The organism is Streptomyces lushanensis, assembly GCF_001700515.1.
In the GTDB taxonomy this organism is placed as follows: Bacteria; Actinomycetota; Actinomycetes; order Streptomycetales; family Streptomycetaceae; genus Streptomyces; species Streptomyces lushanensis.
The window spans coordinates 1-22,328 of record NZ_MAUD01000140.1 but is presented as its reverse complement, the minus strand read 5'-3'; the positions used below and the strand labels follow the sequence as shown (position 1 = coordinate 22,328).

Annotated in this window: 19 protein-coding genes and 1 pseudogene; 7 read left to right on the top strand and 13 right to left on the bottom strand. The window is 72.8% G+C overall.

Annotated features, from left to right (window positions below; all coding sequences use genetic code 11):
* Positions 1-15: 15 nt before the first annotated feature.
* From BFF77_RS13145 to BFF77_RS13115, 7 genes are all read right to left on the bottom strand, one after another.
* Positions 16-1,413, bottom strand: coding sequence for an aKG-HExxH-type peptide beta-hydroxylase (locus BFF77_RS13145; protein ID WP_066948172.1), 1,398 nt, complete (start codon positions 1,411-1,413; stop codon positions 16-18).
* A complete protein-coding gene (locus BFF77_RS13140; protein ID WP_079125113.1) occupies positions 1,410-2,705 on the bottom strand; it encodes an FxsB family cyclophane-forming radical SAM/SPASM peptide maturase in 1,296 nt (431 codons plus the stop codon). The genes BFF77_RS13145 and BFF77_RS13140 overlap by 4 nt, the downstream gene beginning before the upstream one ends.
* Before the next feature lie 204 nt (positions 2,706-2,909).
* Positions 2,910-3,221 carry an FxSxx-COOH cyclophane-containing RiPP peptide gene (gene fxsA, locus BFF77_RS38170; protein ID WP_079125112.1) on the bottom strand — a complete coding sequence of 104 codons (312 nt, stop codon included), beginning with the start codon at positions 3,219-3,221 and terminating at the stop codon, positions 2,910-2,912.
* A 37-nt stretch (positions 3,222-3,258) separates the two neighbouring features.
* On the bottom strand, positions 3,259-6,684 hold the full coding sequence (locus BFF77_RS13130; protein WP_066948169.1) for an SAV_2336 N-terminal domain-related protein: 3,426 nt from the start codon (positions 6,682-6,684) through the stop codon (positions 3,259-3,261).
* Between the two features lie 7 nt (positions 6,685-6,691).
* A complete protein-coding gene (locus BFF77_RS13125; protein ID WP_066948166.1) occupies positions 6,692-7,771 on the bottom strand; it encodes an AAA family ATPase in 1,080 nt (359 codons plus the stop codon).
* Positions 7,772-7,931: 160 nt separating this feature from the next.
* Positions 7,932-10,037 carry a VMAP-C domain-containing protein gene (locus BFF77_RS13120; RefSeq protein WP_066948163.1) on the bottom strand — a complete coding sequence of 702 codons (2,106 nt, stop codon included), beginning with the start codon at positions 10,035-10,037 and terminating at the stop codon, positions 7,932-7,934.
* Positions 10,034-10,558 (bottom strand): CU044_2847 family protein, encoded by a 525-nt coding sequence (locus tag BFF77_RS13115; RefSeq protein ID WP_066948160.1) that lies wholly within the window; start codon positions 10,556-10,558, stop codon positions 10,034-10,036. Before BFF77_RS13115 ends, BFF77_RS13120 begins: the two co-directional genes overlap by 4 nt.
* Before the next feature lie 171 nt (positions 10,559-10,729).
* Between BFF77_RS13115 and BFF77_RS33220 the strand changes: the two genes are divergently transcribed.
* Positions 10,730-10,933 (top strand): DUF6104 family protein, encoded by a 204-nt coding sequence (locus tag BFF77_RS33220; protein WP_079125111.1) that lies wholly within the window; start codon positions 10,730-10,732, stop codon positions 10,931-10,933.
* Positions 10,934-10,946: 13 nt separating this feature from the next.
* On the opposite strand, the pseudogene BFF77_RS13110 reads toward BFF77_RS33220, so the two are convergent.
* A pseudogene (locus BFF77_RS13110) lies at positions 10,947-11,747 on the bottom strand (hypothetical protein); the annotation flags it as partial.
* Between the two features lie 194 nt (positions 11,748-11,941).
* On the opposite strand from BFF77_RS13110, the gene BFF77_RS13105 reads away from it, so the two are divergent.
* Entirely contained in the window at positions 11,942-12,835 is an 894-nt protein-coding gene (locus tag BFF77_RS13105; protein ID WP_066948157.1) for a DUF4097 family beta strand repeat-containing protein, read from the top strand.
* Position 12,836: 1 nt separating this feature from the next.
* On the top strand, positions 12,837-13,889 hold the full coding sequence (locus BFF77_RS13100; protein ID WP_066948155.1) for a PadR family transcriptional regulator: 1,053 nt from the start codon (positions 12,837-12,839) through the stop codon (positions 13,887-13,889).
* A 306-nt stretch (positions 13,890-14,195) separates the two neighbouring features.
* On the opposite strand, the gene BFF77_RS13095 is transcribed toward BFF77_RS13100, so the two are convergent.
* From BFF77_RS13095 to BFF77_RS13085, 3 genes are all read right to left on the bottom strand, one after another.
* A complete protein-coding gene (locus BFF77_RS13095; RefSeq protein ID WP_066948152.1) occupies positions 14,196-14,621 on the bottom strand; it encodes a hypothetical protein in 426 nt (141 codons plus the stop codon).
* A 13-nt stretch (positions 14,622-14,634) separates the two neighbouring features.
* Positions 14,635-15,597 (bottom strand): zinc-binding dehydrogenase, encoded by a 963-nt coding sequence (locus BFF77_RS13090; protein WP_066948149.1) that lies wholly within the window; start codon positions 15,595-15,597, stop codon positions 14,635-14,637.
* A gap of 170 nt (positions 15,598-15,767) precedes the next feature.
* Complete coding sequence (locus BFF77_RS13085; RefSeq protein WP_066948146.1) at positions 15,768-16,982, bottom strand: NAD(P)-dependent malic enzyme; 1,215 nt, start codon at positions 16,980-16,982, stop codon at positions 15,768-15,770.
* Positions 16,983-17,511: 529 nt separating this feature from the next.
* Between BFF77_RS13085 and BFF77_RS13080 the strand changes: the two genes are divergently transcribed.
* The 3 genes from BFF77_RS13080 (at position 17,512) to BFF77_RS13070 (ending at position 20,285) form a co-directional block, all read left to right on the top strand.
* Positions 17,512-18,474 carry an ABC transporter substrate-binding protein gene (locus tag BFF77_RS13080; RefSeq protein ID WP_066948143.1) on the top strand — a complete coding sequence of 321 codons (963 nt, stop codon included), beginning with the start codon at positions 17,512-17,514 and terminating at the stop codon, positions 18,472-18,474.
* Positions 18,475-18,543: 69 nt separating this feature from the next.
* Complete coding sequence (locus BFF77_RS13075; RefSeq protein WP_066948140.1) at positions 18,544-19,494, top strand: amino acid ABC transporter permease; 951 nt, start codon at positions 18,544-18,546, stop codon at positions 19,492-19,494.
* Between the two features lie 23 nt (positions 19,495-19,517).
* Complete coding sequence (locus BFF77_RS13070) at positions 19,518-20,285, top strand: amino acid ABC transporter ATP-binding protein (RefSeq protein WP_066948189.1); 768 nt, start codon at positions 19,518-19,520, stop codon at positions 20,283-20,285.
* 202 nt (positions 20,286-20,487) lie between these two features.
* Here BFF77_RS13070 and BFF77_RS13065 read toward each other — a convergent pair whose 3' ends face one another.
* Complete coding sequence (locus BFF77_RS13065) at positions 20,488-21,249, bottom strand: class I SAM-dependent methyltransferase (protein ID WP_066948137.1); 762 nt, start codon at positions 21,247-21,249, stop codon at positions 20,488-20,490.
* 88 nt (positions 21,250-21,337) lie between these two features.
* Here BFF77_RS13065 and BFF77_RS13060 point away from each other — a divergent pair, with 88 nt between their 5' ends.
* The gene (locus tag BFF77_RS13060; RefSeq protein WP_066948132.1) at positions 21,338-21,967 is read left to right on the top strand and encodes a CGNR zinc finger domain-containing protein; all 630 of its coding nucleotides are present in this window, start codon (positions 21,338-21,340) and stop codon (positions 21,965-21,967) included.
* Here the strand turns inward: BFF77_RS13060 and sodX are convergent.
* Positions 21,871-22,317 (bottom strand): nickel-type superoxide dismutase maturation protease, encoded by a 447-nt coding sequence (gene sodX, locus BFF77_RS13055; protein ID WP_079125110.1) that lies wholly within the window; start codon positions 22,315-22,317, stop codon positions 21,871-21,873. The two genes, BFF77_RS13060 and sodX, sit on opposite strands and share 97 nt — an antisense overlap.
* Positions 22,318-22,328 lie beyond the last annotated feature (11 nt).

The window sequence follows — 22,328 nt, the reverse complement described above, 5'->3', positions numbered from 1 at the left end:
CTCGTGCGCGCCGCTTCACGTTCCGTTCCTTTGGCGCCAGATCATCCGCGCGGTACGTACATACGCCACCGCGCGGGTGAGATGGCCGGGCGGCGGAGAGGTCTCGGCGATCCGGTGGTAGACCGCGATCATCTCGTTGACGAGGACGCGGCCCTCCTGTGTCAGCGCTCCGGATCCGGCCAGCACCGGCAGGACCGCGCCGACCTGTTCACGGCACCGGGCGTGCTCGGCCCAGGCCAGGTCGCGGTGGGAGAGCCGCTCGGCGCCGAGGGCGAAGCGCTGCCAGTAGTCGGCGAGCGCGAGGTGCGAGTACGCGCCCTGGAGCAGTCCGTCGAAGGGCCGGGGGTCGGAGCGCCAGGGAGCGAAGTGGCGGGGCGTCGCGTCCTCGTGGTGCAGCGGGACGAGGGCGGCGAGCGCGGCGAGTTTGGTGTGCTGGAGTTCATGGACGAGCGTGGACGCGAAGAAGGCGGCGGTGGCCGGGCGGCTGCTGAGCACCGCGCCGAACGCCTCGCGCCGGGTGCCGCTGCTGTGTGCCGCGCCCTCGCCGGTGGGCGCGGCGCCGGGCGGTGGCGCGAGCGGGACCAGACAGCGCAGCAGGGCGGCCGCCTCGGCGGGCCGGTGCGGTCCGCCGATGCGGAGCAGCGGTTCCACTCCGGCCCAGGACCGGGCCCAGACGGCGCGCTCGTCGTCGTCGAGGCTGGTGACGGCGGACAGTCCGTGGCGCTCCAGACCGCTGTCCGCCGCGCGGTACGGATCGAGGTCGTCCAGCGGTACGGGCGCGGCTCCGGGCCGTACGGGGGGCAGCGTGCGCACGGGCAGCCAGCGCGGATCGGCGGCGCGCGCGCCGTCGTCCGTGATCCGTACGGTGACGGGTGCCGCGTCTTTCTGACGGAGCGTCACACGCTCTTCCGCCAGTTCGGCGTCGACGGGCGCGGGCGGGCCCGGCTCGGTGCGCAGCGCGCCCAGGGTGGGCAGCGCGAGCAGCCCGTCGTGGGCCGTCAGCCGGGCGGTGAAGGGCAGCCGGGCGCGGATCGCGGCGGCGGCGGCGAGGGCGCTGAAGTGGTCGAGATCGGCGCGGAGTTCGGGCGCGGGCACGGGTGCGGGACCGGCGGCGGTGAGGCCGCTCAGACACCGCTGCGCCCAGGGGCCCGCGAGCGGATAGAGCAGCACGGCCCGTACGGCGGCCCGGTCGGCGCGCTCGGCGGCCTCCAGCAGCGCCCAGTCCTGGCGCAGCCGGTCGAGCGCCTCGGGCGGGCAGAGCGCGGGCGGCGCCGCCTCCGCCGCGTCGAGCAGGGCGCGCAGCAGGACGAGACGGCGGGTGTGCTGATCGCGTACGAGCAGTGCGAGGGTCTCGGATCCGCCTTCGGTACGGCCGAGTTCACGCAGGACGGTCTCCGGGACGGCGAGGCTCACCGCGGACCTCCCGCGTACACCGGGCCCGTTGTCGGAGAGGCCGGCGTCGTCACCGTCGCTCCGGTCGCCGTCCTGGTGGTGTTCGCCCTCGTTGTCGCATGCGCGGTGGCATTCCCGGTGGCATCCGCGGTCGCGGTCGCCGTCGCTTCGGTGAGCCTGGCGGTCACATGGCGGATCAGACGCTCCAAGTCGGCGCAGTAGATGGAGGGATGGCGGAAGCCCTCGCCCGCGCGGTAGCGATGCGCGTAGTTGCCGCCGCCGCAGACGGTGAGCAGCGGACAGCTCCGGCAGCCGGCCGCGAGGGCCGCCGCGCCCGACCGCCGCGCGGCGATCCCGGGATGGCTCAGGGCGTCGTCGAAGGAGTGGCGGAAGATGTCGAGTCCGGTGGCGGCGGCCGTGTGGTGGGCGGACTTGAGGGAGTCGACCTGCTCGATGGCGCCGTCGGTCTCGACCACGACGGCGTTGACGGGATCGAGCCCGAGGGACTCGGTGGCGCCGGGCAGTCCCAGCAGCAGGGCGAGACACTCCTCGAAGAGCCGGATCCGGGTCTCCCGGCGGCCCGCCGACCACCACCGGTCGAAGACCGTGCTCAGCCAGTCGCCGTACGGGGTCGGGCGCTTGACGCCCGGCCCGTGCCGGTGCGGGTCCATGGCGGGCAGACCGGGCGGCGGTGCGGTCCAGTTGCCGTGCGGCAGCAGCAGATCGAGCGCGGGCGGGCCCAGTTCCAGCAGCGATGCGTACATCTCGACCGGGTCGGTCCGAGGATCGACGACGGTGAGGATGCCCGCGTACGCCTCGGGACGGTGTGCCGCGAGCAGCCGGATGCCCCGTACGGCGGCGGGCCAGGACGGGCGTCCGGCGTGGTCGGTGCGGAGTGTGTTGTGCGCGGGCCGGCCGCCGTCGAGGCTGACACCGACGCGTATGGAGTGCCGGGCGAGCGTGGCGATCCTGCGCTCGGTGAGCAGGGTGGCGTTGGTCTGTACGGTGACATGGACCGTACGCTCCCGGCCCGCCCGCTCCCGTACGAGACCGGCGAAGGCGGCCAGCCGTCCCGCGCCCGCCAGCAGCGGCTCACCGCCGTGCAGCACGAGGGCGAGTTCGCTCAGCGCGTGGGTGTCCGCGTGCTCGGCGATCCGGGTGGCGGCGCGGTCCAGGACCTCGGGCCCGGCCGCGGCGGGACGGTCACGCCAGGTCCGGTCGGGGCCCGCGTACAGATAGCAGTAGCGGCAGGCGAGATTGCACCGGCCGTGCACCTTGACGATGAACTGCCCGAAGGGCACGGGAACCCCCATGATGTACGGCGTCTGGGCAGCCGGGGCCGCCTGTCCGGGACAGCCGCGGGCGCCTGCGGACAACGCCCTGGGGCCTGTCCGGCCGAAGGGTGGTTCCCGGGACGACCGGGGAGGCAAACCCAAGGCGGCGAGGTTGTCCATTTCAGCGGTGTCCCGGACCGAAACGGTGTACGGAGCTCTTCTCGGGGCGTGCGAAATCCCTTCTCAGAAGGCGTTGTTGAACCCCCACAGCAATTCCCGGGGCTGCTCCGCCCTGCCCCGCAGATCCGCCACCACCTCGGCGAGTACCGGGTGGTCCAGGGTCCGCAGTGTCTCCAGGTCCAGTGCCAGCAGATCGGGCAGCTCGCCACCGCCGGCCGCCGTCCCGCCGCCGGGCGCCCGGTCCTTCGACGCCCGGTCGTCCAAGTCCTCGTCGGCCAGGCCTTCGTACCCCGGCGCACCGTCGGTCGGCGCCCCGTGGTCCGGTGCCCGGTCCCCGGGCGTCCCGTCCACCGCGGCGCACGTCACGTCGCTCATCGTGTTCTCCCCGTAGCCCTGTCGTGGAGCGCCCGGCTCAGCGCTCCAGCTCGGCCAGCCGCTCCATGGTCGACCCGGCCGTCCCGCCACCGCCGTCCGGCAGCTTGCGCCATTCCGTACGGGCCGCCCGGTATGCCTCACGCGCGGCCCTGGGCCGTCCGGCCCTCTCGTATGTCATACCCCGCCAGTGGTTCGCCTCAGCACGCAACGCGACGGCCTGGAGACGCAGTCGCGGACTCTCCAGTTCCTCCTCCGCCGTCCTGGCCGCGTCCGCCGCGTCCCGGAACGCCTCGGCCGCGTCGTCCAGCCGGGCCGGCCGGTGCAGCGTCCGGTACGCGTCGAGATGCGAGCGGCCGAGCTCCAGCCAGCACCGGGCCTCGGTCAGCGGTTCGCTCGCCTCCTGTGCCGCGAGACCGAAGAGATGCTCGGCCTCCCGCAGATCCACCCGGTCGTCGTGGAGCCGGTGCCGGAGCATCAGCGCCCGCCCCAGCATCAGCAGCCGCTCCGCCTGGCGCGCGGTGCCCGTCACTGTCTCCGTACGGCAGTCGCGCAGCACCCGTACCGCCGCGCCGGTGAACGGGGCTCCGTCCGGCAGCTCGGCGCGGCGCAGCAGCGCGCCGCCCCATTCCGCGAGCAGATCGGCGTGGGCCCGGGAGTCACGGGCGGTGCCGCGGGCCGCGCGGGCGAAGCACTCGGCGGCCTCTTCGAGATCGGCCGGGTCGCCGGAGCGTTCGTACCGCGCCAGGCACACCCGTCCCGCGCGCGCCCTGAGCGAGGCGCGCAGCCGCTCGTCCCGTACGGTCGCCAGCGACTGTTCGATCAGGGTCCCGGCCTCGTCGAGCCCCTCGCCGGAGCGCAGCAGCGCGTCCACCAGATCCAGCAGGATCCTGGCCTGCGTGGACACGGTGTGCGCTCCCGAGCCCGGCGAGAGGGCCTTGCGCAGCGAACGCGCGGCCTGGGTCGCGTACACCTGGGCCTGTTCGGTGTCGCCGGTCGCGCCGGAGAGCCGCAGCAGAGTGCGGCCGTGCGCCAGAGGCAGCCCGGCGGGACGGTTCTCCTGATCGGGCCAGACGTCGGCGAACGCCTCCAGCATGCCGATCGCGCCCTGGAGGAGCGCGCTGTCGCCGCCGAGACGCCACTGCGCCTCCAGCGCGCGCACCCGCTCCAGGGTGAGCCGCAGCGCCTCGCCGGGCTCCAGTCCGGGCGCCGCGCAGGCGAAGGCGTACTCGCGGTCGGCGCGGCGCAGCAGCTCCAGCGCGCCGGGCCGGTCGCCGCGCCGGCGGCGGTCGTCGGCCGCCGCGTGCAGCACCTGGGCCAGCACCGCCCGTTCGCGTACCGCCCGGGGATGCGCGGCGGCCCGCTCGGCCGCCCTTATGGCCTCGCGCAGCAGTTCGCCGCCGCCCTGGACCTCCCACAGCCGCAGCAGACAGCGGGCGGTCTCGGCCCACAGCTCGGGATCGGCGGCGCCGGGCGCCTCGCGCTCGGTGGCACCGCGGAGCTGCTGCACGGCGTCGATCAGATACTGCACCATGCCGTCCGACTCGAACTGGCGCAGCAGGTCACGGGCGCTCTCCACCGCGGCGTTGGTGGTCCGGTCCTCGGGACCGGGGCCGCCCGCGTCGGGGTCGGTGAACTGCTCGGGCAGCGGCATGAAACGCTCCAGCACCCGCGCCGCCACCTCGGCGAAGGGATGCGGGACCCGCTGTCCGTCCGCGCCCGGCTCACCGCTCTCGCCGGGCTCGATGCCGTCGGCGCCGTGGGCGCCGAACGGGCCGTCGTCGTCGAGGCCGCCGCGCGGGAAGAGCGGACCGTGGCTGCCGTCGCCGAGCTGGGCGAGCGCCAGTGCCGGGAAGTTCGGTCCGCCCCTGCCGAACCGCTGCTCTATGTACTCGGAGCAGTGCTTGAGCACCAGCATCGCCTCGTCGCGCCCGAGCGGTCCGAGCAGCGCCTCCTGCACACCGGGGGCGAACTCGTACCACGGCCCGTCGTCCGCGCTGTCGCTCTTGCCGCGCGAGAGCAGCCCGCTGAGCAGCACCTCGGCGAGCTCCGAGGGACCGGAGTCGGGCAGCATCGTGCGCTGTACGAGCTGCATCACCGGCAGATAGAGCGGAGCCGCCGCGAGATAGACCGCGAGCTGTCCCGCGACCGGCGAGGCGGCCGAGCGGAACCTGCTGACGAGCTGGAGGGAGGACATCCGGTCGCCGGGACGCTGCGGGGGCGCCGCGGGATGGTCGGCGCGCACCCAGCCGACCGCGCCGGAGATCCGGCCCGCGCCGGTGCCCGAGAGCAGCCGGGCCCACGCGCCGAGCGCGCCCGCGACCGGAGGCAGTACGGGAATGGCGAGGGCGCCCGGATGCGCCGCCTGGCCCGGCGCCGTCTCGTCGCCGACCTTCAGGACGGCGGCTCCCGCGAGCCCTTCGCCCCGGGAGAGCACACCGTAGGTGACGGGCAGCCGCGTACGGTTCCACATGCGCTGCGGCAGCGGTTGCAGGACGGCGGTGGGGGCCTGCCGGCCGAGCTGGTGCAGCAGCCGGTGGGCGCGTCCGCTGTGCCAGAGCGGGCCCGCGCAGTCGCTGACGACCACGGTGACGCGCCGTCCGGTCGGATCGCTGAGCCGGTCGGCGGAGCTGAGCGGCGCGGCGGCCGGATCGGGACTCCTGCTGACGGCGGGCGCCCCGTCGGGGCCCTGGTGCAGATAGCGCACCTGGACATCCCGGAAGGCACCCAACTGGCCGAAGATCTGCTGAAGTTCGCCGAAGAGGCGCTCCCACACCCGCATGGACGACGAGGTGTCCATGACGAACTGGAGGAGTGCGTCCGCCCGGGACACCCCGCGGAACACCGGGATGATCAGCCCGCCGGCACGGGCGCTGAGTTCAACGGTCGCCACCTCGTCAAGGGTACGGCGCAGCGGGGGCGCGGCAGGACGGTACCGCTGGAGCGGGCGCAGGGCGCGCTGGAGCTCCAGCGGCGCGGGCAGCGCGGGCGCGGCGGGCACGCCGAGCGTGAGCGCGGCGGACGCGCCGCCCGACCGGATGCGCGGCCCGTCGTCGCGAGGGACGGGATGGAGTGCGATCCGCCGGTCGGGATCGGGGAGTTCGGAGCGCGGGAGCGGCTCGTCCGCCGGGCCGTCCTCGCCCGTACGGTCCTGCTCGCCCGGCCGGGTGACGGAGAGCGGCCCCGGGCCGGCCGGCTCGGAGCCGGCGTACGTGATGCCCTCCGCTCCCTCGGCGCCCCCGTCCGAGGTCCGGCCGCCGCTGGTCTGCTGGGCCAGCCAGATGGCGTCGCAGAGCTGTTCGGCGTCGGGATCGAGACCGGCCTCGCGCAGCCGGGCGACCAGCGCGGTGAGCAGCACACCGTCGTAGGGCGGCCCGCTCCCGGCCCCGGGAGGTCGCTCCGGGGCGTGCCCGCGTCCCGGTTCCGGCTCGCTGTCCGGGCCGTGACGTACCGTGACATCGGGCATCAGCGCATCACCTCGGCCGGTCGAGTCGCTGGATGAGCAGGTCGGCGAGCCGGTCCCGGCCTGCCGGGGCGGCGGCGTCGGTGAGATAGATGGCGTTCAGAAGCTGGTCGGTGGAGATCAGTTCGCTGCGCGAGCGCTCCAGGAAGTGGGCGATGAGATCGTCGCCCGCGCGTGCCGCCTCGTCGCCGAGATGGGCCCGTACGAAGGTGGCGAGCCGCTGGTGGTCCGGGCGGCCCAGTTCGAGATGGATGCAGCGGCGCATCAGCGGCGCCGGGAAGTCGCGCTCGCCGTTGCTGGTGAGGACGACGAAGGGGAAGGCCCTGCACTGCACTCGGCCGCCCTTCACCTTCACCTTCGTCCCGTCGTCGGTGAGCACCTCGGCCTCGCCGTCGGGCAGCCGGTCGGCGATGCGCTCCAGCTCCGGTATGCCGAACTCGCCCTCCTCCAGCACATTGAGCAGATCGTTCGGCAGGTCGATGTCGCTCTTGTCCAGCTCGTCGATGAGCAGGACGCGAGGCAGCGCGGAGGGCAGCAGGGCGGTGCCGAGCGGGCCGAGGCGGATGTAGCTGCCGATGTCCGCCGACGGGTCCTGGTGGCGCGCGCCGCCCGAGCCGCCCGTACCACCCGCGCCGTCCGGCGTGGACGGCCCGTCCGGCCCGTCCGGCCCCGACGAGGCGCGGTGCGCGGCGAGCTGCACATCCTGGAGCCGGGCGATCGCGTCGTAGTGGTAGAGCCCGTCCAGCAGCGTGGACCGGCTGACGATGGGCCAGCGCAGCACCCGGCCGAGCCCCAGCTCATGGGCGACGGAGTGGGCCAGGGTGCTCTTGCCCGCGCCGGGACTCCCGGTGACCAGCAGCGGACGCCTCAGATAGAGCGCGGCGTTGATCATCTCCAGCTCTTCCGCGCCCGGCCGGTGCAGTTCGGCCTCGTGCCGGTAGCCGCCGAGCCGGCGGTCCGCGGAGCCGTTCGACGAGGTGTCGTCACCGCCCGCGAAGTCCCGCCAGGGCGGCGGCGGCGGAAGCTGGTTGATGCCTCCGTGCGGTTCGCCGGCCCCTCGGTAGATGAGCCACTCGCCGGGTTCACTCATCACGTGTTCCTCATCGTCACTCGTCCGCCAGGGCGGTCCGGGGCAGTCGGGAGGGCAGTCGGAGGGGCCGAACGCGCATCGCCGCAAGGACAACGTGCATCACCGTAGCGATCCGCCGCCGCGCCCGTAAGGGGACCGATCGGCCCCGGCTCCGGACCGTTCACGGTGCCTCCAGGAGCTGTCCCGATCCGGGCAGGGGGTGGTGCGGGTCGTCGTAGTAGAGCGCCACGCCGTCCGACCAGTACATCTCCGTACGGCCCGCGCTCACTCCGCGTCTCAGCTCCTGGATCGTGCGCGGGAGCTGATCGGCGGTCCCGGCCTCGGCGACGGTGTCCAGCGCGCGGCGGTGGAAGTCCGCGCAGACCATGCCCGGCCTGTCCTCGCCGCGGCGCAGCAGGGCGATGTGGAAGCCGCCGCGCACCACCCGGCTCAGCCCGGCCGCGGTCTCGCCGTCCGGCCGGTCCCCGAACCGGCAGAGCACCGGCACGGTCTCGTACGCCAGCGCCCGAAGGTCCTCGTCCGTCGGTACGGGTACCCGCAGTCCGTCCTCGCAATCGATGATCTCGCCGCGCATCGCCACGCTCCAGGTGCGGTTCCACCGGGCCCGGTGCTCACGCGCCTCGTCCTCCGAGAGCGGCGGACCGGGATTCGAGCAGCGGACCACCACCGGGCGTACGGTGCCGAGCGGCGGCTCGTCGGGCGACAGCTGCCAGCGGTCGACCTCCAGACCGAGCTGTGCCTGGACGACCGCGACCTGGAGCACGGCCGGGCTGTCCGGTTCGTCGCACCGCCGGAACGCCTCGGCCAGCGGCGCGGTGAGCCTGGCCGGCAGGTCCTGGGCCACCGTGCCCCGGCTGTCCTCCTTGACGGGCACCACCTCGCCGGTGTGCCGGGCGACACCGACGCGCCAGTCGTAGCTGTCCCGCTCCCAGCCGCGCGGCTCCAGCTCCAGCAGGACGAAGGAGCCCTCACCCTCCACGGGCCGCTCGCCGTACGCCGGGGACGCGCGGCGCTGCGCGCGGTCGGTGCGGTAGCGGGCCGCGGACCAGAGCTGGGTGATCTCGTTGCGGAACTCGCGCGAGAGCCGGTCGTCGGCGACCCACTTCACCCAGTTCCAGAGCGCCTCCTCGGCCGGCGCCGTGGAGCGGGTGACATAGGGGCGCTCGGCGGAGATGACGCTCATGCAGTAGCGCAGGACCAGTTCGAGCGCGGCCTCGCCGCCCCTGGTCTCGTACAGCGCGCCGAGCCCGTCCCGCCAGCTCCGCGGCGCCGGATAACGGTCGACCGAGTGGACGTTCGGCAGGCGGACCAGCAGATCGAGCAGGCCGCGGGTGGAGACCGGCGGCGGCAGCTCGGCGAGTCTGCCGAGCAGGATGATGCGCTGCTGGGGGGTGAGCGCGCGGTCGGCGCCCGCGCCCAGTCCGCTCTGCACATCGGCCCAGGTGCGGCCGGTGCCCACCCGGTTGGTGTGGCGGTCCGCGTGATAGCGGTCATGGGCGTGGAAGACGGCCTGGTAGTCGTCGTCGGACTCGGCTCCGGCCATCGTGGCGGGGACGGGCAGCGAACGGAGCTGCTCGATACCGATCGAGGTGCCGCCGAGGCCGCCGACGAGCTGCGACTTGAGCACACCGACCACCTCGCCCCGGGCCGGATCGACGGCGGGCCCGCCGGAGATCCCCGGCGGCAGCAGGTCGCCGCCGAGCCGGATCTGCTCGTCCGGATCGCCCCAGCCGCCGAGTGTGCCCTGCACGGTGCAGTAGCCGCTGAGCCGCTTGAGCCGGCCGCCCACCTCCGTCCAGCCGGAGTAGAGCACCTGCGCGCCGCCGAAGAAGGCCGCGGGCCGCTCCGTGACATACACACAGGGGTGCTCGACCGGCCGGCGGAGCCTGATGAGCGCCAGATCGGGTCCCGGCCAGCTCCCGGGCGTACCGAACGAGCGGGCCGCGAGCGCGTCGCGCGGCGGCTCGGGGAGCGCCGCGACCACGGAGCCCGTCACCGACGACTCGCCCTCGCCGCTGCCGGGGCCGATCTCGAAGACCACGGTCACCTCCCGCCCCTCCCCCTGCATCGCCACGTGCGCACAAGTGAGAACCCAGCTCGGGGCGATGAAGAAGCCGCTTCCCAGGAAGCCGCCACCTGGTTCATCAGGGGCATACCCGTACGCCGGGCCATGGATGCGCACGGTCGCCGCCGCGACGAGGTCCTTGAGCGCACGCTGGGTCTCGCCCGAGGCGCCCGGCGCACCCCGGCCGAACCCGTCGATCATGGTCCGCTCCCGGCCGGAGGCGTGAGCCCGCCGGGGTGCGCCGGTGCGCCAGGCGGGGCGCCCCCGGGCGCCTCCCCGTCGGACCGTGTCCCTCCGGAGGGCGCCCCGGAGGGTTCGCCCGCGGCCGGTGCCACGGCCTGGGGAGGCACCAGCGGCGGCGCCGACAGATCGGGCGGCCCGCCGTTGTTCCAGGTGAGGGTCACCTTGATCGCCCCCTTGGCCTCGCCGTCCGCGAGCAGTCCCACGACCTTGCCGGACTTGGCGGTCAGTTCGATACCGAACTCGATGCTGACCTCGTCGGGCCGCACCGCCCTCAGCGGTCCCGCCAGCGACCGCGCGACACTGGTGACCACTCCGTTCAGGCTCTCCACCCGCGCCTGCACCTGCTCGGCGAATCCCGTGTCCGAGTAGGTCAGACCACCGGTGGGCCGCCTCAGCTCCTCGGCACCCGAGATCCGGGCCCAGACGGGCGTGCCGTCCGGCATCTCGATGCGGGTGATACGGACCTCTCCGTCCTCCATGACGCCCCCGTTCCCCCAATTCCCCGCAGGTTAACGGCAGTACGGAGCCGAAGCGAGGCAATGGAGGAGGACGGCGATTCGCCGCCACGCGGTTCCCGGCGGGCCCGGACGGCCGGGAGTCCGGGCTTCCGGCCACCGCACCGCCCTTCACCAGGCATTAGGCTGTTCGCCATGTACTTCACCGACCGTGGGACCGAGGAGCTGGAGAAGCGGCGCGGCGAGGAGGAGGTCACCTTCGAATGGCTGGCCGAGCAGCTCCGCGCGTTCGTCGACCTCAATCCCGACTTCGAGGTGCCGGTCGAGCGGCTGGCGACATGGCTGGCCCGGCTGGACGACGAGGACGACGAGGACTACCCGGACGACGGCGACGGGTGAACGTCCGGCACGGTCCGGCGCGCAGACGGTCGTACGCGAGCGTCAGCATCCCCTGAGTGATCAGCAGGGCACCGGCGAGGGCCCATCCGGCGCTGTGGCGGCGCGCCGCCCAGAGTGTGAGCGGGACACCGGCCGCGAGCTGGCCCGCACCGGCCAGCCGGGCCCGTGGTCCGCGCAGCCAGGGCCCGAGCGGCCCGTCCTCCACGACGTCCAGCTCGGCCCGTACGGTGTCGCGCCAGCCCGCCCACTCCACCTGCTCGGCGCCCGGCTGGACACGCGCCACCTCGCGCAGCCGGTCGGCCGGTTCACCGGGTCCGAGCCCGACCGGGAGCACGACACCGGCCCGGGAGAGATACGCGGCGAAGGCGAGCAGCCGGTCCCGGGAGTCGGCCTCCGGGTCCTGCCGGGTCAGCGGTTCCAGGGCCGGGAGGTCCAGGACGGGATCGAGGCCGAGACGGGCCGTAAACGTACGCATCGCCTCGTCCTCGCCCGCCGGTGTGCCGTCCGCGAGCCAGACATAGCCGACCGTGCGCCGGAAGCCGGCCGCCAGGGTGTACCCGGCGCGGTCGGCGTCCCACCACAGCGCGAGCACCGGCCAGTTGACGCCGACGGCGAGCGCGGTGGACCAGCCCGCGACCACCCGGTCGACCGGTTCACCGCCGTCCAGCCAGGGCTTGCCCTCGGGCACCAGTACGCTCCAGCCGGGGCCGGCCGGGACGAGCAGCAGCCGTTCACGGAGCAGATGGGCGGCGGGCCGTACCGCCGCCGGCTCGGCCCTGCAGAGCAGCAGAGCACCCACGGAAGTCGCGTTCATGCCTCCCACGCTAGGACACTTCGCCCGAATATGAGCGCTGTGTCCGTTCGGACCCCTTGCGGCCCCTCCGGGTTCGGCCGTCCGGCCTCGACGTCCGGTGTTGGCGTCCGGTCTTGACTTCCCAGATCCGCGATATATCGTGTTTCTCAGGAGACGCGATATGTTGCGTCGAGGCAGGCCCGGGAGGTCGCACCATGGAAGAGTCGACATGGGAAGTCACCGGGCCGACGAAGCTCACCTTCGACGACCCGGTGACGGCGCTCCATGTGCGCATCGTCAACGGGACGGTGAATGTCGTCGGCTCGGACGAGTCCGTACGGAACGAGCAGGGCGGCGCCCGGCTGGAGATCTCCGGTGTCGAGGGACCGCCGCTGACCGTGACGCGGAGCGGCTCCACCCTCACCGTGGCCTACGAGGACCTGTCCTGGAAGGGCCTCCTCAAATGGCTCGACCGCAGGGGCCGGCACCGCAGGGCCGTCGTCTCCCTCGCCGTCCCCTCGGGAGCGGCGGTCGAGGTCGGAGTGGTCGGCGCCGGGGCCGTGGTCTCCGGGATCCGGGGGCGTACGGATGTCCGCGGGGTCAGCGGCGACACCACGCTCGTCGGGCTGTCGGGCGAGGTCCGCGCCGAGACCGTCTCCGGGAATCTGGAGGCGCAGGCCGTCACCGGCGATCTCCGCTTCACCTCGGTCTCGGGCGATCTGACGGTGGTCGAGGGCGCGGGCTCCTCCGTACGGGCCGAATCGGTCAGCGGCGACATGGTCGTCGACCTCGATCCGGGCGACCGGCCCACGGACATCAAGCTGTCGTCCGTCTCCGGCGAGGTCGCGATCCGCCTGCCGCATCCCGCCGACGCGCGGGTCGAGGCGAACACGGCGAGCGGCAAGGTGTCCAACGCGTTCGAGGATCTCCGGGTCAGCGGGCAGTGGGGCGCGAAGCGGATCACCGGAACACTGGGGGCGGGCACGGGCACGCTCAGGGCGACGACGGTGTCGGGATCGATCGCGCTGCTGAGAAGGCCGCCGGCGGAGTACGAACCGGCCGACGGGGTACGGGCCGACGCGGTGCCGACCGACGCGAAGGAGTTCTGACATGCCCCCGGTCTTCGCCCATGGCCGACTCCGGCTCTATCTGCTCAAGCTCCTCGACGAGGCGCCGCGCCACGGGTACGAGGTGATCCGGCTGCTGGAGGAGCGTTTCCAGGGCCTGTACGCGCCGTCCGCCGGCACCGTCTATCCCCGGCTGGCCAAACTGGAGGCCGAGGGCCTGGTCACGCACGCCACCGAGGGCGGGCGCAAGGTCTACTCGATCACCGACGCGGGCCGCGCCGAACTGGCGGGCCGCAGCGGCGAGCTGGCCGATCTGGAGCTGGAGATCCGCGAGTCGGTCTCCGAACTGGCCGCGGAGATCCGTGACGACGTACGGGGCGCGGCGGGACAGCTGCGCAGCGAGATGCGCGCGGCGGCCTCCGAGACCCGCAAGGACGGCGGCGCGCGGACGGCGGACCGGGAGACGGCGTTCACGGACAGCGAGTCGTGGCGCGAGGCCAAGGAGGAGCTGAAGCGCGCGAAGCAGGAGTGGAAGGAGCAGGCCCGGCGCGCGAAGGACGAGTCCCGCCGGGCCCGCGAGGACGCGCAGCAGGCGCGCCGTCAGGCCAAGGAGGCGCAGGAGACGGCCCGTCAGGAGATGCAGCGGATCGCCAAGCAGGTCCAGGACCAGGTGCAGGACCACTTCCTGCGCGGCGACTGGCCCACGGGCGTACGGGAGGGCCTGTCGGAACTGGCGGGCCAACTGGGCGGCCTGACCTGGGGCGCCAAGCCCGAGCCCGCGGAGCGCGGGACCGCCGGCACCGGGTCCACCGGAACCGGACCGGGCGAGACCGGCGTCACCAGGACCGCGCCCGCCGGGCCCGCCGGAACCACCGGGCCCGCCGAGCCGCTCCAGGATCCCGCCTGGGCGGAGGACACCCCGGGGACGGGCGACCCGGCCCGCGATCTGGAACGCCTGCTGGACCGCTTCCGCGACGACATTCGCGACGCGGCGCGCGACCACGGGGTGACCCCCGCCCAACTGGCCGCCGCCCGCCGCCATCTGTCCACGGCGGCGGCCCACATCAGCACGGTGCTGCGCCTGCCGGGAGCCTGACAGACGGGCGGGCAGGCGGGCAGGCGGGCAGGCGGAACCGGCATCCGCCCGCACCGGGCCGCCGCCGGGGCCCCGAAGGACCTCCGCCGTAACGGCCCGGTCCTGCGGCAGGCCCTGGACCGGGCCGGGCGCGGCCGTTGTCACCGCCCGCCGACGCTCACCGGATCAGGTCGGTGTGCGTACCGGTCCACGGACGGCCGGCACCGGGCGGCTTCCCCCGGTCGGGCCCGAAGCGGACTTCCCCGGAAGGGTGTGACCGCGGCCCCTCCGGCCCGGCCGGGAATGCTCCGGGACGCGGGGAACTCGTCAGGTGCCGGTGGCGGGGAGTGCGTTCGGGGGGGGCCGAACACCGCTCGCTCCAGGGTGGTGAAGGTCCCGCCGTGGTCCGCCAGGACCTCCGACACGACGTTGGGGGCGCGCCGCCAGGGCGAGGAGGACGTGCTCGTCGCCGATGTGGCGGTCGCCCCGGCCCGCCGCGATGCGCGGGGACCTCTCCAGCACCCCCTTCGCGCCCGGGGTGAAGCCCCGGTGGCCCGGCCACCGGCGCCTCCGGCGGCCGGTCGCCCCGACCGCCCGCAGCGCGCCCTCGCCGTGCGCCTCCTCGGCCTTCGAGACGATCCGGTCCACGTCGGTCCCGATCCCGGCCGGCGCGTCCGCGCCCGCCTTCGACAGGCCGCCGTGCCTGCGGGCGTCCGCCAGGGACGGACAGGAGATGTCAATCAAAGTTGACACACGCGCCGGGGCCTCACGGCTTCAGCACCACCTTCCCGAACAGATCGCCCGCCGCCATCCGTTCGAATCCCTCCCGTGCCCGGTCCAGCGGCAGCACGGCGTCGATCACCGGACGGACTCCCTTCGTCGCGCAGAACGCGAGCAGGTCCTCCAGCTCGTCCTTGCTGCCCATCGTCGAGCCGACGACCCTCAGCTCCAGGAAGAAGATCCGGGTCAGCTCGGCGTGCGCCGGACGGTCGCCGCTCGTGGCGCCCGAGATCACCAGCGTGCCGCCGCGCCGCAGACACTTGACGGAGTGCGACCAGGTCGCCGCGCCGACCGTCTCGATCACCGCGTCCACGCGGTGCGGCAGCCTCGCGCCCGGCTCGAACGCCTCCAGCGCGCCCAGTTCGACCGCGCGCGCCCGCTTGGCCGCGTCCCGGCTCGTCGCGTACACCCGCAGGCCCGCCGCGCTGCCGAGGACGACCGCCGCCGTGGCGACACCGCCGCCCGCACCCTGGACGAGCACCGAATCCCCGGGCCGTACACCGGCGTTGGTGAAGAGCATCCGGTACGCGGTCAGCCAGGCGGTGGGCAGACAGGCCGCCTCCTCGAAGGTGAGCCCGGCGGGCTTGGGCAGTACGTTCCACTCGGGCACGGTCACCTGCTCGGCGAAGGTGCCCTGGTAGTGCTCGGTGAGGATCGAGCCGGTCTCGCGCGGCCCGACCCCATGGCCGGTCTGCCCGATGACGGAGTGCACGACGACCTCGTTGCCGTCCTCGTCGAGCCCGGCCGCGTCGCAGCCGAGGATCATCGGGAGCTTCTCGGCCGGCAGCCCGACACCGCGCAGCGACCAGAGGTCGTGGTGGTTGAGGGAGGCCGCCCTCACCGTGACGGTGGTCCAGCCGGGCCGTGTCCCGGGCGCCGGGCGCTCGCCCAGCTCAAGGGCGTTAAGCGGATCGTTGAAGTCGGTACGCGCTGCGTAGGCGGCAAACATGCCCCGACCCTAGAGCGACCGGGCCGCGCACCGGAACCGCCACGGCCTGTGACACGGGCCGCGCCGAACCCCGTTCGTGAGGAAGGGGTACGACACGGCCCGCACGCGCCGGCGACCGGCGCCCGGCGCGGTCAGCTCACCGACGCGGTCAGGTCACCACCGCGGTCAGCTCACCGACGCGCCACGCCCTCCGCCCGCGCCGCCGCGGCCACCGCGGCCGTCACGGCCGGCGCGACCCGCTCGTCGAACGGCGACGGGATCACATAGTCCGCCGCGAGTTCGTCACCGACGACATCCGCGAGCGCGTTCGCCGCCGCGAGCTTCATGCCCTCGGTGATCCTGGAAGCCCGCACCTGGAGCGCTCCCGCGAAGATTCCCGGGAAGGCCAGCACGTTGTTGATCTGGTTCGGGTAGTCGCTGCGCCCGGTCGCCACGACCGACGCGTACTGGTGCGCGATGTCGGGGTGGACCTCGGGGTTCGGGTTGGCCATCGCGAAGACGAACGCTCCGGGCGCCATCGAGGCGATCGCCGGCTCCGGCACCGTACCGCCGGACACGCCGATGAAGACATCCGCGCCGGAGAGCGCGGAGTCCAGCGAGCCGGAGAGCCGGGCACGGTTGGTCAGCCCGGCGAGCTCCCGCTTGACATCGGTCAGATCGCCGCGGTCCGGGCTGACCAGGCCCTTGCGGTCGGCCACGGCGACATCGCCGATGCCCGCCTCCAGCAGGAACTTGGCGATGGCGACACCGGCCGCGCCCGCGCCCGAGATGACGGCGCGCAGCTCGCCCAGGGCGCGCCCGGTGAGCCTCGCCGCGTTCCGCAGGGCGGCGAGCGTCACGATGGCGGTGCCGTGCTGGTCGTCGTGGAAGACCGGGATGTCCAGCCGCTCCTGGAGCCTGCGCTCGATCTCGAAGCACCGCGGCGCCGAGATGTCCTCCAGATTGACGCCGCCGAACGAGGGCGCGAGGCGTACGACGGTCTCGATGATCTCGTCCGTGTCGGTGGTGCCGAGCGCCAGCGGCACCGCGTCCACACCGCCGAACTGCTTGAACAGGATCGCCTTGCCCTCCATCACGGGGAGCGAGGCCTCCGGCCCGATGTCGCCGAGGCCGAGCACCGCCGTACCGTCCGTGACGACGGCGACGACCTGCGACTTCCAGGTGTAGTCATGGACCAGTTCGGGCCGGTCCGCGATGGCGGTGCAGACCTTGGCGACGCCGGGTGTGTACGCGAGGGACAGATCGTCCTTGTCCCGGATCGGCACCGTCGCCCGGATGGCCATCTTGCCGCCGCGGTGCAGCGCGAAGGCCGGATCGAAGGCCAGGTCGGCGCGGGCGTCGGTGTCGGCGTCGGTGCTGCGAGGATTCACGATCTCCGCTGCCATGTGTTGGTAACCCCTTACGTCTTTCATCGGTTGAGGGTGGCCGCTCCTGGTTGAGGAGGGGTGGGTGGGCACCGCGTCCGTGCCCCGCGAAGGCGGTTGACCTGCCCGGCGGGGTTCGTACGGACGCGCGGGCGCGCCGCACACGCGCCCTGGGCCCCGGATGAGGGGTGTGATCGTCCTTCTTACCCGAAGGACCTCGGCGTCCACGAGTCCGTATGGCCGCGGCGACACGGCCCATGACCGCACTGAGGGACATCTTCGACATCTCTGACATATGGCATGGATCATGTCGGGGAACGGCAACGGACCGGAGATCCTCCGGCCGGAAGAAGGCATTCCAACAGAAGGTCCGGTCTTGCGGTACCGCCATGTTGGGGGTGGGGGTGTCCCGTTACCCGATTTTGACATGCTCGGCCCCCTGAATGGGCCAGTCCGAATGGCAGGATGCCCTAATCACAAATGGTCGCGACACTCGAAGACGCGTGCCCGGCCGCTTGGTAGCTTCCCTCACCGCCGGAGGATCCTGATCATGATCGCACGCACCACCCGCCGTACGACCGCCGCGAGGTCCCGCATCGCCACGGCCGGCGCGATCGCGGTCGCCGGCACGCTGCTGCTGACCGCCTGCGGCGACCAGACGGACAGCGGCGACGGAGGCCCGAACACTTCCGAGACGAACAAGGCGCCGCTCTTCGGCCAGCTCCCCGAGGCGATCCAGGACAAGGGCAAGATCAAGGTCGGTTCCGACATCGCCTACCCGCCGATCGAGTTCAAGGACGAGTCCGGCAAGACGGTGGGCTTCGACCCGGACCTCGCGGAGGCGATGGGCAGACAGCTCGGGGTGACGTTCGAGTTCGAGAACGGCACCTTCGACACCCTGCTCACCGGTCTGCGCTCCAAGCGGTACGACATCGCCATGTCGGCCATGACGGACACCAAGGACCGGCAGAACGGCGTGGACGGCGACACCGGCAAGAAGGTCGGCGAGGGCGTCGACTTCGTCGACTACTTCACCGCCGGTGTCTCGATCTACACCAAGAAGGGTGACGACAAGGGCATCGCCACCTGGTCCGACCTCTGCGGCAAGAAGATGGTCGTCCAGCGCAACACGGTCTCGCACGATCTGGCCAAGGCCGAGAGCGAGAAGTGTACGCAGAGCGGCAAGGGCAAGATCGCACTGGAGGCGTTCGACAACGACCTGGAGGCCCAGACCCGGCTGCGCGCCGGCGGCGCCGACGCCGGCTCCAGCGACTTCCCGGTCGCCGCGTACGCCGTGAAGACCTCGGGCGGCGGCAACGACTTCCAGCTCGTGGGCGAGCAGGTCGAGGCCGCTCCGTACGGCATCGCCGTGGCCAAGGGCAACGAGCTGTCGAAGGCGCTGGTGGCCGCCCTGGACGCGGTCATCAAGAACGGCGAGTACGGCAAGATCGTCGCCAAGTGGGGTGTCGAGGCGGGCGCGGTCACCGAGGCCAAGCTGAACGGCGGATCCTGAGCCCGTCCGCACACGGCTTCGAAACACAGCCTCGGAACACGGCCTCGAAGGCCCTGAAAGGCGACATCCGTGACGGTTGACATCCACAAGTCGGACGGCCCCCAGGACGGCCCGCGCGACGTGACGCGCGTCGCACCGGAATCCATCAAGGCGATTCCGGTGCGGCACTACGGGCGGTACGTGTCGGCGGTCGTCGCGATCGGCGTACTGGTCGCGCTCGTCTACGCGTTCGCGCAGGGCGATGTGAACTGGGACGCCGTCCCGGACTACTTCTTCGACAGCCAGATCCTGACGGGCGTCAAGAACACCGTGGTCATCACGGTGCTCGCGATGCTGCTCGGCGTGGTGCTGGGCATCGTCCTGGCGGTGATGCGGCTGTCGAAGAACCCGGTGACCTCCGCCATCGCGTGGTTCTACATCTGGTTCTTCCGCGGCACACCGGTCTATGTGCAGCTCCTGGTCTGGTTCAACCTGGGCATCGTCTTCGAGTACATCAACCTCGGCCCGATCTACAAGGACGAGTGGTCCTCGTTCATGACGCCGTTCCTCTGCGCGCTCCTGGGCCTCGGGCTCAACGAGGCGGCGTACATGGCGGAGATCTGCCGGGCCGGCCTCCAGTCGGTCGACGAGGGCCAGACGGAGGCCGCGCACGCGCTGGGCATGAGCCACGGCAGGACGCTGCGCCGGATCGTCGTACCGCAGGCGATGCGGGTGATCGTGCCGCCCACCGGCAACGAGGTCATCAATATGCTCAAGACCTCGTCGCTGGCGGTGGCCGTGCAGTACACGGAGCTGCTGCGGGCGACCCAGAACGTCTCGCAGACCTCGGGCGCCACGGTCGAGATGCTCTTCCTCGCCGCGGTCTGGTACATGATCCTGACCTCGGTGCTCAGCATCGGCCAGTACTACCTGGAGCGTTACTACGCGCGTGGGTCGAGCCGCAGCCTGCCGCCGACGCCGTTCCAGCGCATCCGCGTCAATCTGCTCTCCCTCGGCCGGCCCAAGGGAGGCGTGGCATGACCCGGACGGTGAAGGACAGCGACATGAACGGGACACCCATGGTGCGGGCCGAGGGCGTCCACAAGTCCTTCGGTGCCGCGCACATCCTCAAGGGCATCGATCTGGAGGTCGCGCCGCGCGAGGTCTTCTGTCTGATCGGGCCCTCCGGTTCGGGCAAGTCGACCTTCCTGCGGTGCATCAACCATCTGGAGAAGATCAACGCCGGCCGGCTGTCGGTCGACGGCGAGCTGGTCGGCTACCGCCAGAAGGGCGACAAGCTGTACGAGCTGAAGGACAGTGAGGTCGCCAGGAAGCGCCGGGACATCGGCATGGTCTTCCAGCGCTTCAATCTCTTTCCGCACATGACGGCGATCGAGAACATCATGGAGGCACCGGTCCAGGTCGGGGGCGAGACCAAGGCCGTGGCGCGGGCCCGCGCCGAGCGGCTGCTCGACCGGGTCGGCCTGGCCGACAAGGCGGGCCACTACCCCTCCCGGCTCTCCGGCGGCCAGCAGCAGCGGGTGGCGATCGCCCGCGCGCTGGCCATGGAGCCGAAGCTGATGCTCTTCGACGAGCCGACCTCGGCGCTCGATCCGGAGCTGGTGGGCGACGTCCTCGATGTCATGCGCGATCTGGCCCAGGACGGTATGACGATGATCGTGGTCACCCATGAGATGGGCTTCGCCCGTGAGGTGGGCGACGCCCTGGTCTTCATGGACGACGGTGTGGTGGTCGAATCCGGCCATCCGCGCGAGGTCCTGACGAATCCTCAGCACGACCGGACGAAGTCGTTCCTGTCGAAGGTGCTGTAGCGGAAGGCGCCGCAGCGGGAGCGACGGCCGGGCGGGGGCGGTACGGACGATTCCGTACCGCCCCCGCCGCTACGGGCGGCGGGCCCGTACGGCGTACCGCGTACCGCCCGCGCGTCGCGTGCGCCTCGGCGCGCGTTCCGTACGCACGGCGGTCCTCGCGTGTGCACGGCGGTCCTCGCGTGTGCCTCGGTGCCCGGCCGGACTACTTCAGCGCGAGCACGAGGGTGTCGGAGGGCGAGGCCCATACGGCGCGCGCCTCGCCGAAGCCCGCCTCCAGGAGCGTCCGCGTGTGCCAGTCCAGGGACGGTGTGTCGCCGTCGGCGTGTTCCCCGTAGATCGCGAACCGCTCGGCGATCGGCCCGGCGAGGACCGGGTCCTCACGGGCGAGATCCCACCACTCGGCCCAGTCGAGCGCGCCCGCGGCCTTCTCACGGTCCATGCCGGCGTGCCGGTGGGCGCGCTCCGCCGCGTTGATCCGGGGCGTGCCCAGGTCCGTCATGTGATCGGCGTTCATCAGGACGCCGCCGTCCCTGACCAGCCCGGCGAGCTGTCCGTACAGCACGGCCAGCGGCCCGGCGCCGAGCCAGTGGAGCGCGGTCGCGGTGAGGACGGCGTCGTAGGGACCGGGAGGCAGCAGCTCCGTCCAGCCGGGGTCCTCGAGATCGGCGGTCACGAAGCTCACGCGCCCGTCCCCGGCGAAGGAGCCGCGGGCGATGGTGAGCAGGGCCGGATCGAGATCGACGCCGGTGCTGGTGGCGCCGGGGAACCGGCGCAGCAGCCGGTCCGTGATGCTTCCCGTACCGCACGCGAGGTCGAGCACCCTGGGCTCGGGACCCACCACGGCCTCGACCATGTCCAGCATCACCCGGAAGCGCTCCTCGCGGTCCGGCATGTACCACTCCTGCTGACGGTCCCAGCTCTCCTGCCAGGCCCGCCAGTCGGTCCCGGCCGCCGTCTCTGCCATGAGCCCTCCTTCGTAATACCCTGGAACAGCAAACAGCTATTACATCCCCACCCGTCGCGACTCTAGACCGCTTCCGTAAGGACTACAAGTGGAACTGGCCTCTTACTCGGACTTCGCCGTGCGCCTGGTCAACACCGAGGAACCGGCCCGCGGCGCGGACACCCTGACCTCGGTCGAGGCCGTCCGCGCCCTCTTCGGCCCCAGCTCCCAGGCGGCGCGCCGCGCCACCGAGGCGGACGTGACCCGCTTCCGCTCGGTACGGGCACGGCTGCGCGCGGTCTTCGGCGCCGCCGACGCGGGCGAGGCCACCCGGGCGGTGGATCTGCTCAACTCCCTGCTGCTGGAGTATCCCGTCAGCCCGCAGATCTCCGGCCACGGCTATCTCGACGAGGAGGGCCGTCCGCGCTGGCACATGCATCTCGCGGACCATCCCTCGAACGCGACGGCCGGATACGCGGCGACCGCGGCGATGGGACTCGCGTTCCATCTGACCGAGCACGGCGTCGACCGGCTGGGGCTGTGCCAGGCGGCGCCGTGCCGCAACGCCTATCTGGACACCTCCACCAACCGCTCGCGCCGCTACTGCTCCGACCGCTGCGCGACCCGGGCCAATGTCGCCGCCTACCGGGCCCGCAAACGCCTGGAGACCGAGCGCTCGGCCGACACCGGCCGTACCGCCGAGACCAGCCAGGAGATGACCGCGCGCACCGAGCGCTGACCGCCCAGCGGCCGGTAGCGCGCCCTGACCCGGCCCAGCAGCAATTCCTCGGGCACCGTCCCGAACACCCGGCTGTCGCCCTCGGCGCCGGGATTGTCCCCGAGCACCCACCAGCCGCCGTCGCGCCGCTCCACCAGCCGCTTCACGATGAGCAGGTCCTGTTGCAGCGGGTGCTTGAGCACCGCGACATCGCCCGCCTTCACCGGGGCGCGGTAGTGCACCAGGAGCTGATCGCCGTGCCTGAGCGTCGGATACATGGACGGCCCCATGACCTCGGCGATCCCCAACTGCGCTCTCGGCTGCCGCCCGTCCTCAGCCCGCCCGTGCTCCGCCCGCCCGTCCCGCGTCATCCGGCACCTCC

Excerpts from the sequence above, each read along its gene's own strand:
- BFF77_RS13140 (WP_079125113.1), bottom strand. The coding sequence starts at position 2,705 with ATGGGGGTTCCCGTGCCCTTCGGGCAGTTCATCGTCAAGGTGCACGGC.
- fxsA (WP_079125112.1), bottom strand. The coding sequence starts at position 3,221 with ATGAGCGACGTGACGTGCGCCGCGGTGGACGGGACGCCCGGGGACCGG.
- BFF77_RS13130 (WP_066948169.1), bottom strand. The coding sequence starts at position 6,684 with ATGCCCGATGTCACGGTACGTCACGGCCCGGACAGCGAGCCGGAACCG.
- BFF77_RS13125 (WP_066948166.1), bottom strand. The coding sequence starts at position 7,771 with ATGAGTGAACCCGGCGAGTGGCTCATCTACCGAGGGGCCGGCGAACCG.
- BFF77_RS13120 (WP_066948163.1), bottom strand. The coding sequence starts at position 10,037 with ATGATCGACGGGTTCGGCCGGGGTGCGCCGGGCGCCTCGGGCGAGACC.
- BFF77_RS13115 (WP_066948160.1), bottom strand. The coding sequence starts at position 10,558 with ATGGAGGACGGAGAGGTCCGTATCACCCGCATCGAGATGCCGGACGGC.
- BFF77_RS33220 (WP_079125111.1), top strand. The coding sequence starts at position 10,730 with ATGTACTTCACCGACCGTGGGACCGAGGAGCTGGAGAAGCGGCGCGGC.
- BFF77_RS13105 (WP_066948157.1), top strand. The coding sequence starts at position 11,942 with ATGGAAGAGTCGACATGGGAAGTCACCGGGCCGACGAAGCTCACCTTC.
- BFF77_RS13100 (WP_066948155.1), top strand. The coding sequence starts at position 12,837 with ATGCCCCCGGTCTTCGCCCATGGCCGACTCCGGCTCTATCTGCTCAAG.
- BFF77_RS13090 (WP_066948149.1), bottom strand. The coding sequence starts at position 15,597 with ATGTTTGCCGCCTACGCAGCGCGTACCGACTTCAACGATCCGCTTAAC.
- BFF77_RS13085 (WP_066948146.1), bottom strand. The coding sequence starts at position 16,982 with ATGGCAGCGGAGATCGTGAATCCTCGCAGCACCGACGCCGACACCGAC.
- BFF77_RS13080 (WP_066948143.1), top strand. The coding sequence starts at position 17,512 with ATGATCGCACGCACCACCCGCCGTACGACCGCCGCGAGGTCCCGCATC.
- BFF77_RS13070 (WP_066948189.1), top strand. The coding sequence starts at position 19,518 with ATGAACGGGACACCCATGGTGCGGGCCGAGGGCGTCCACAAGTCCTTC.
- BFF77_RS13065 (WP_066948137.1), bottom strand. The coding sequence starts at position 21,249 with ATGGCAGAGACGGCGGCCGGGACCGACTGGCGGGCCTGGCAGGAGAGC.
- sodX (WP_079125110.1), bottom strand. The coding sequence starts at position 22,317 with ATGACGCGGGACGGGCGGGCGGAGCACGGGCGGGCTGAGGACGGGCGG.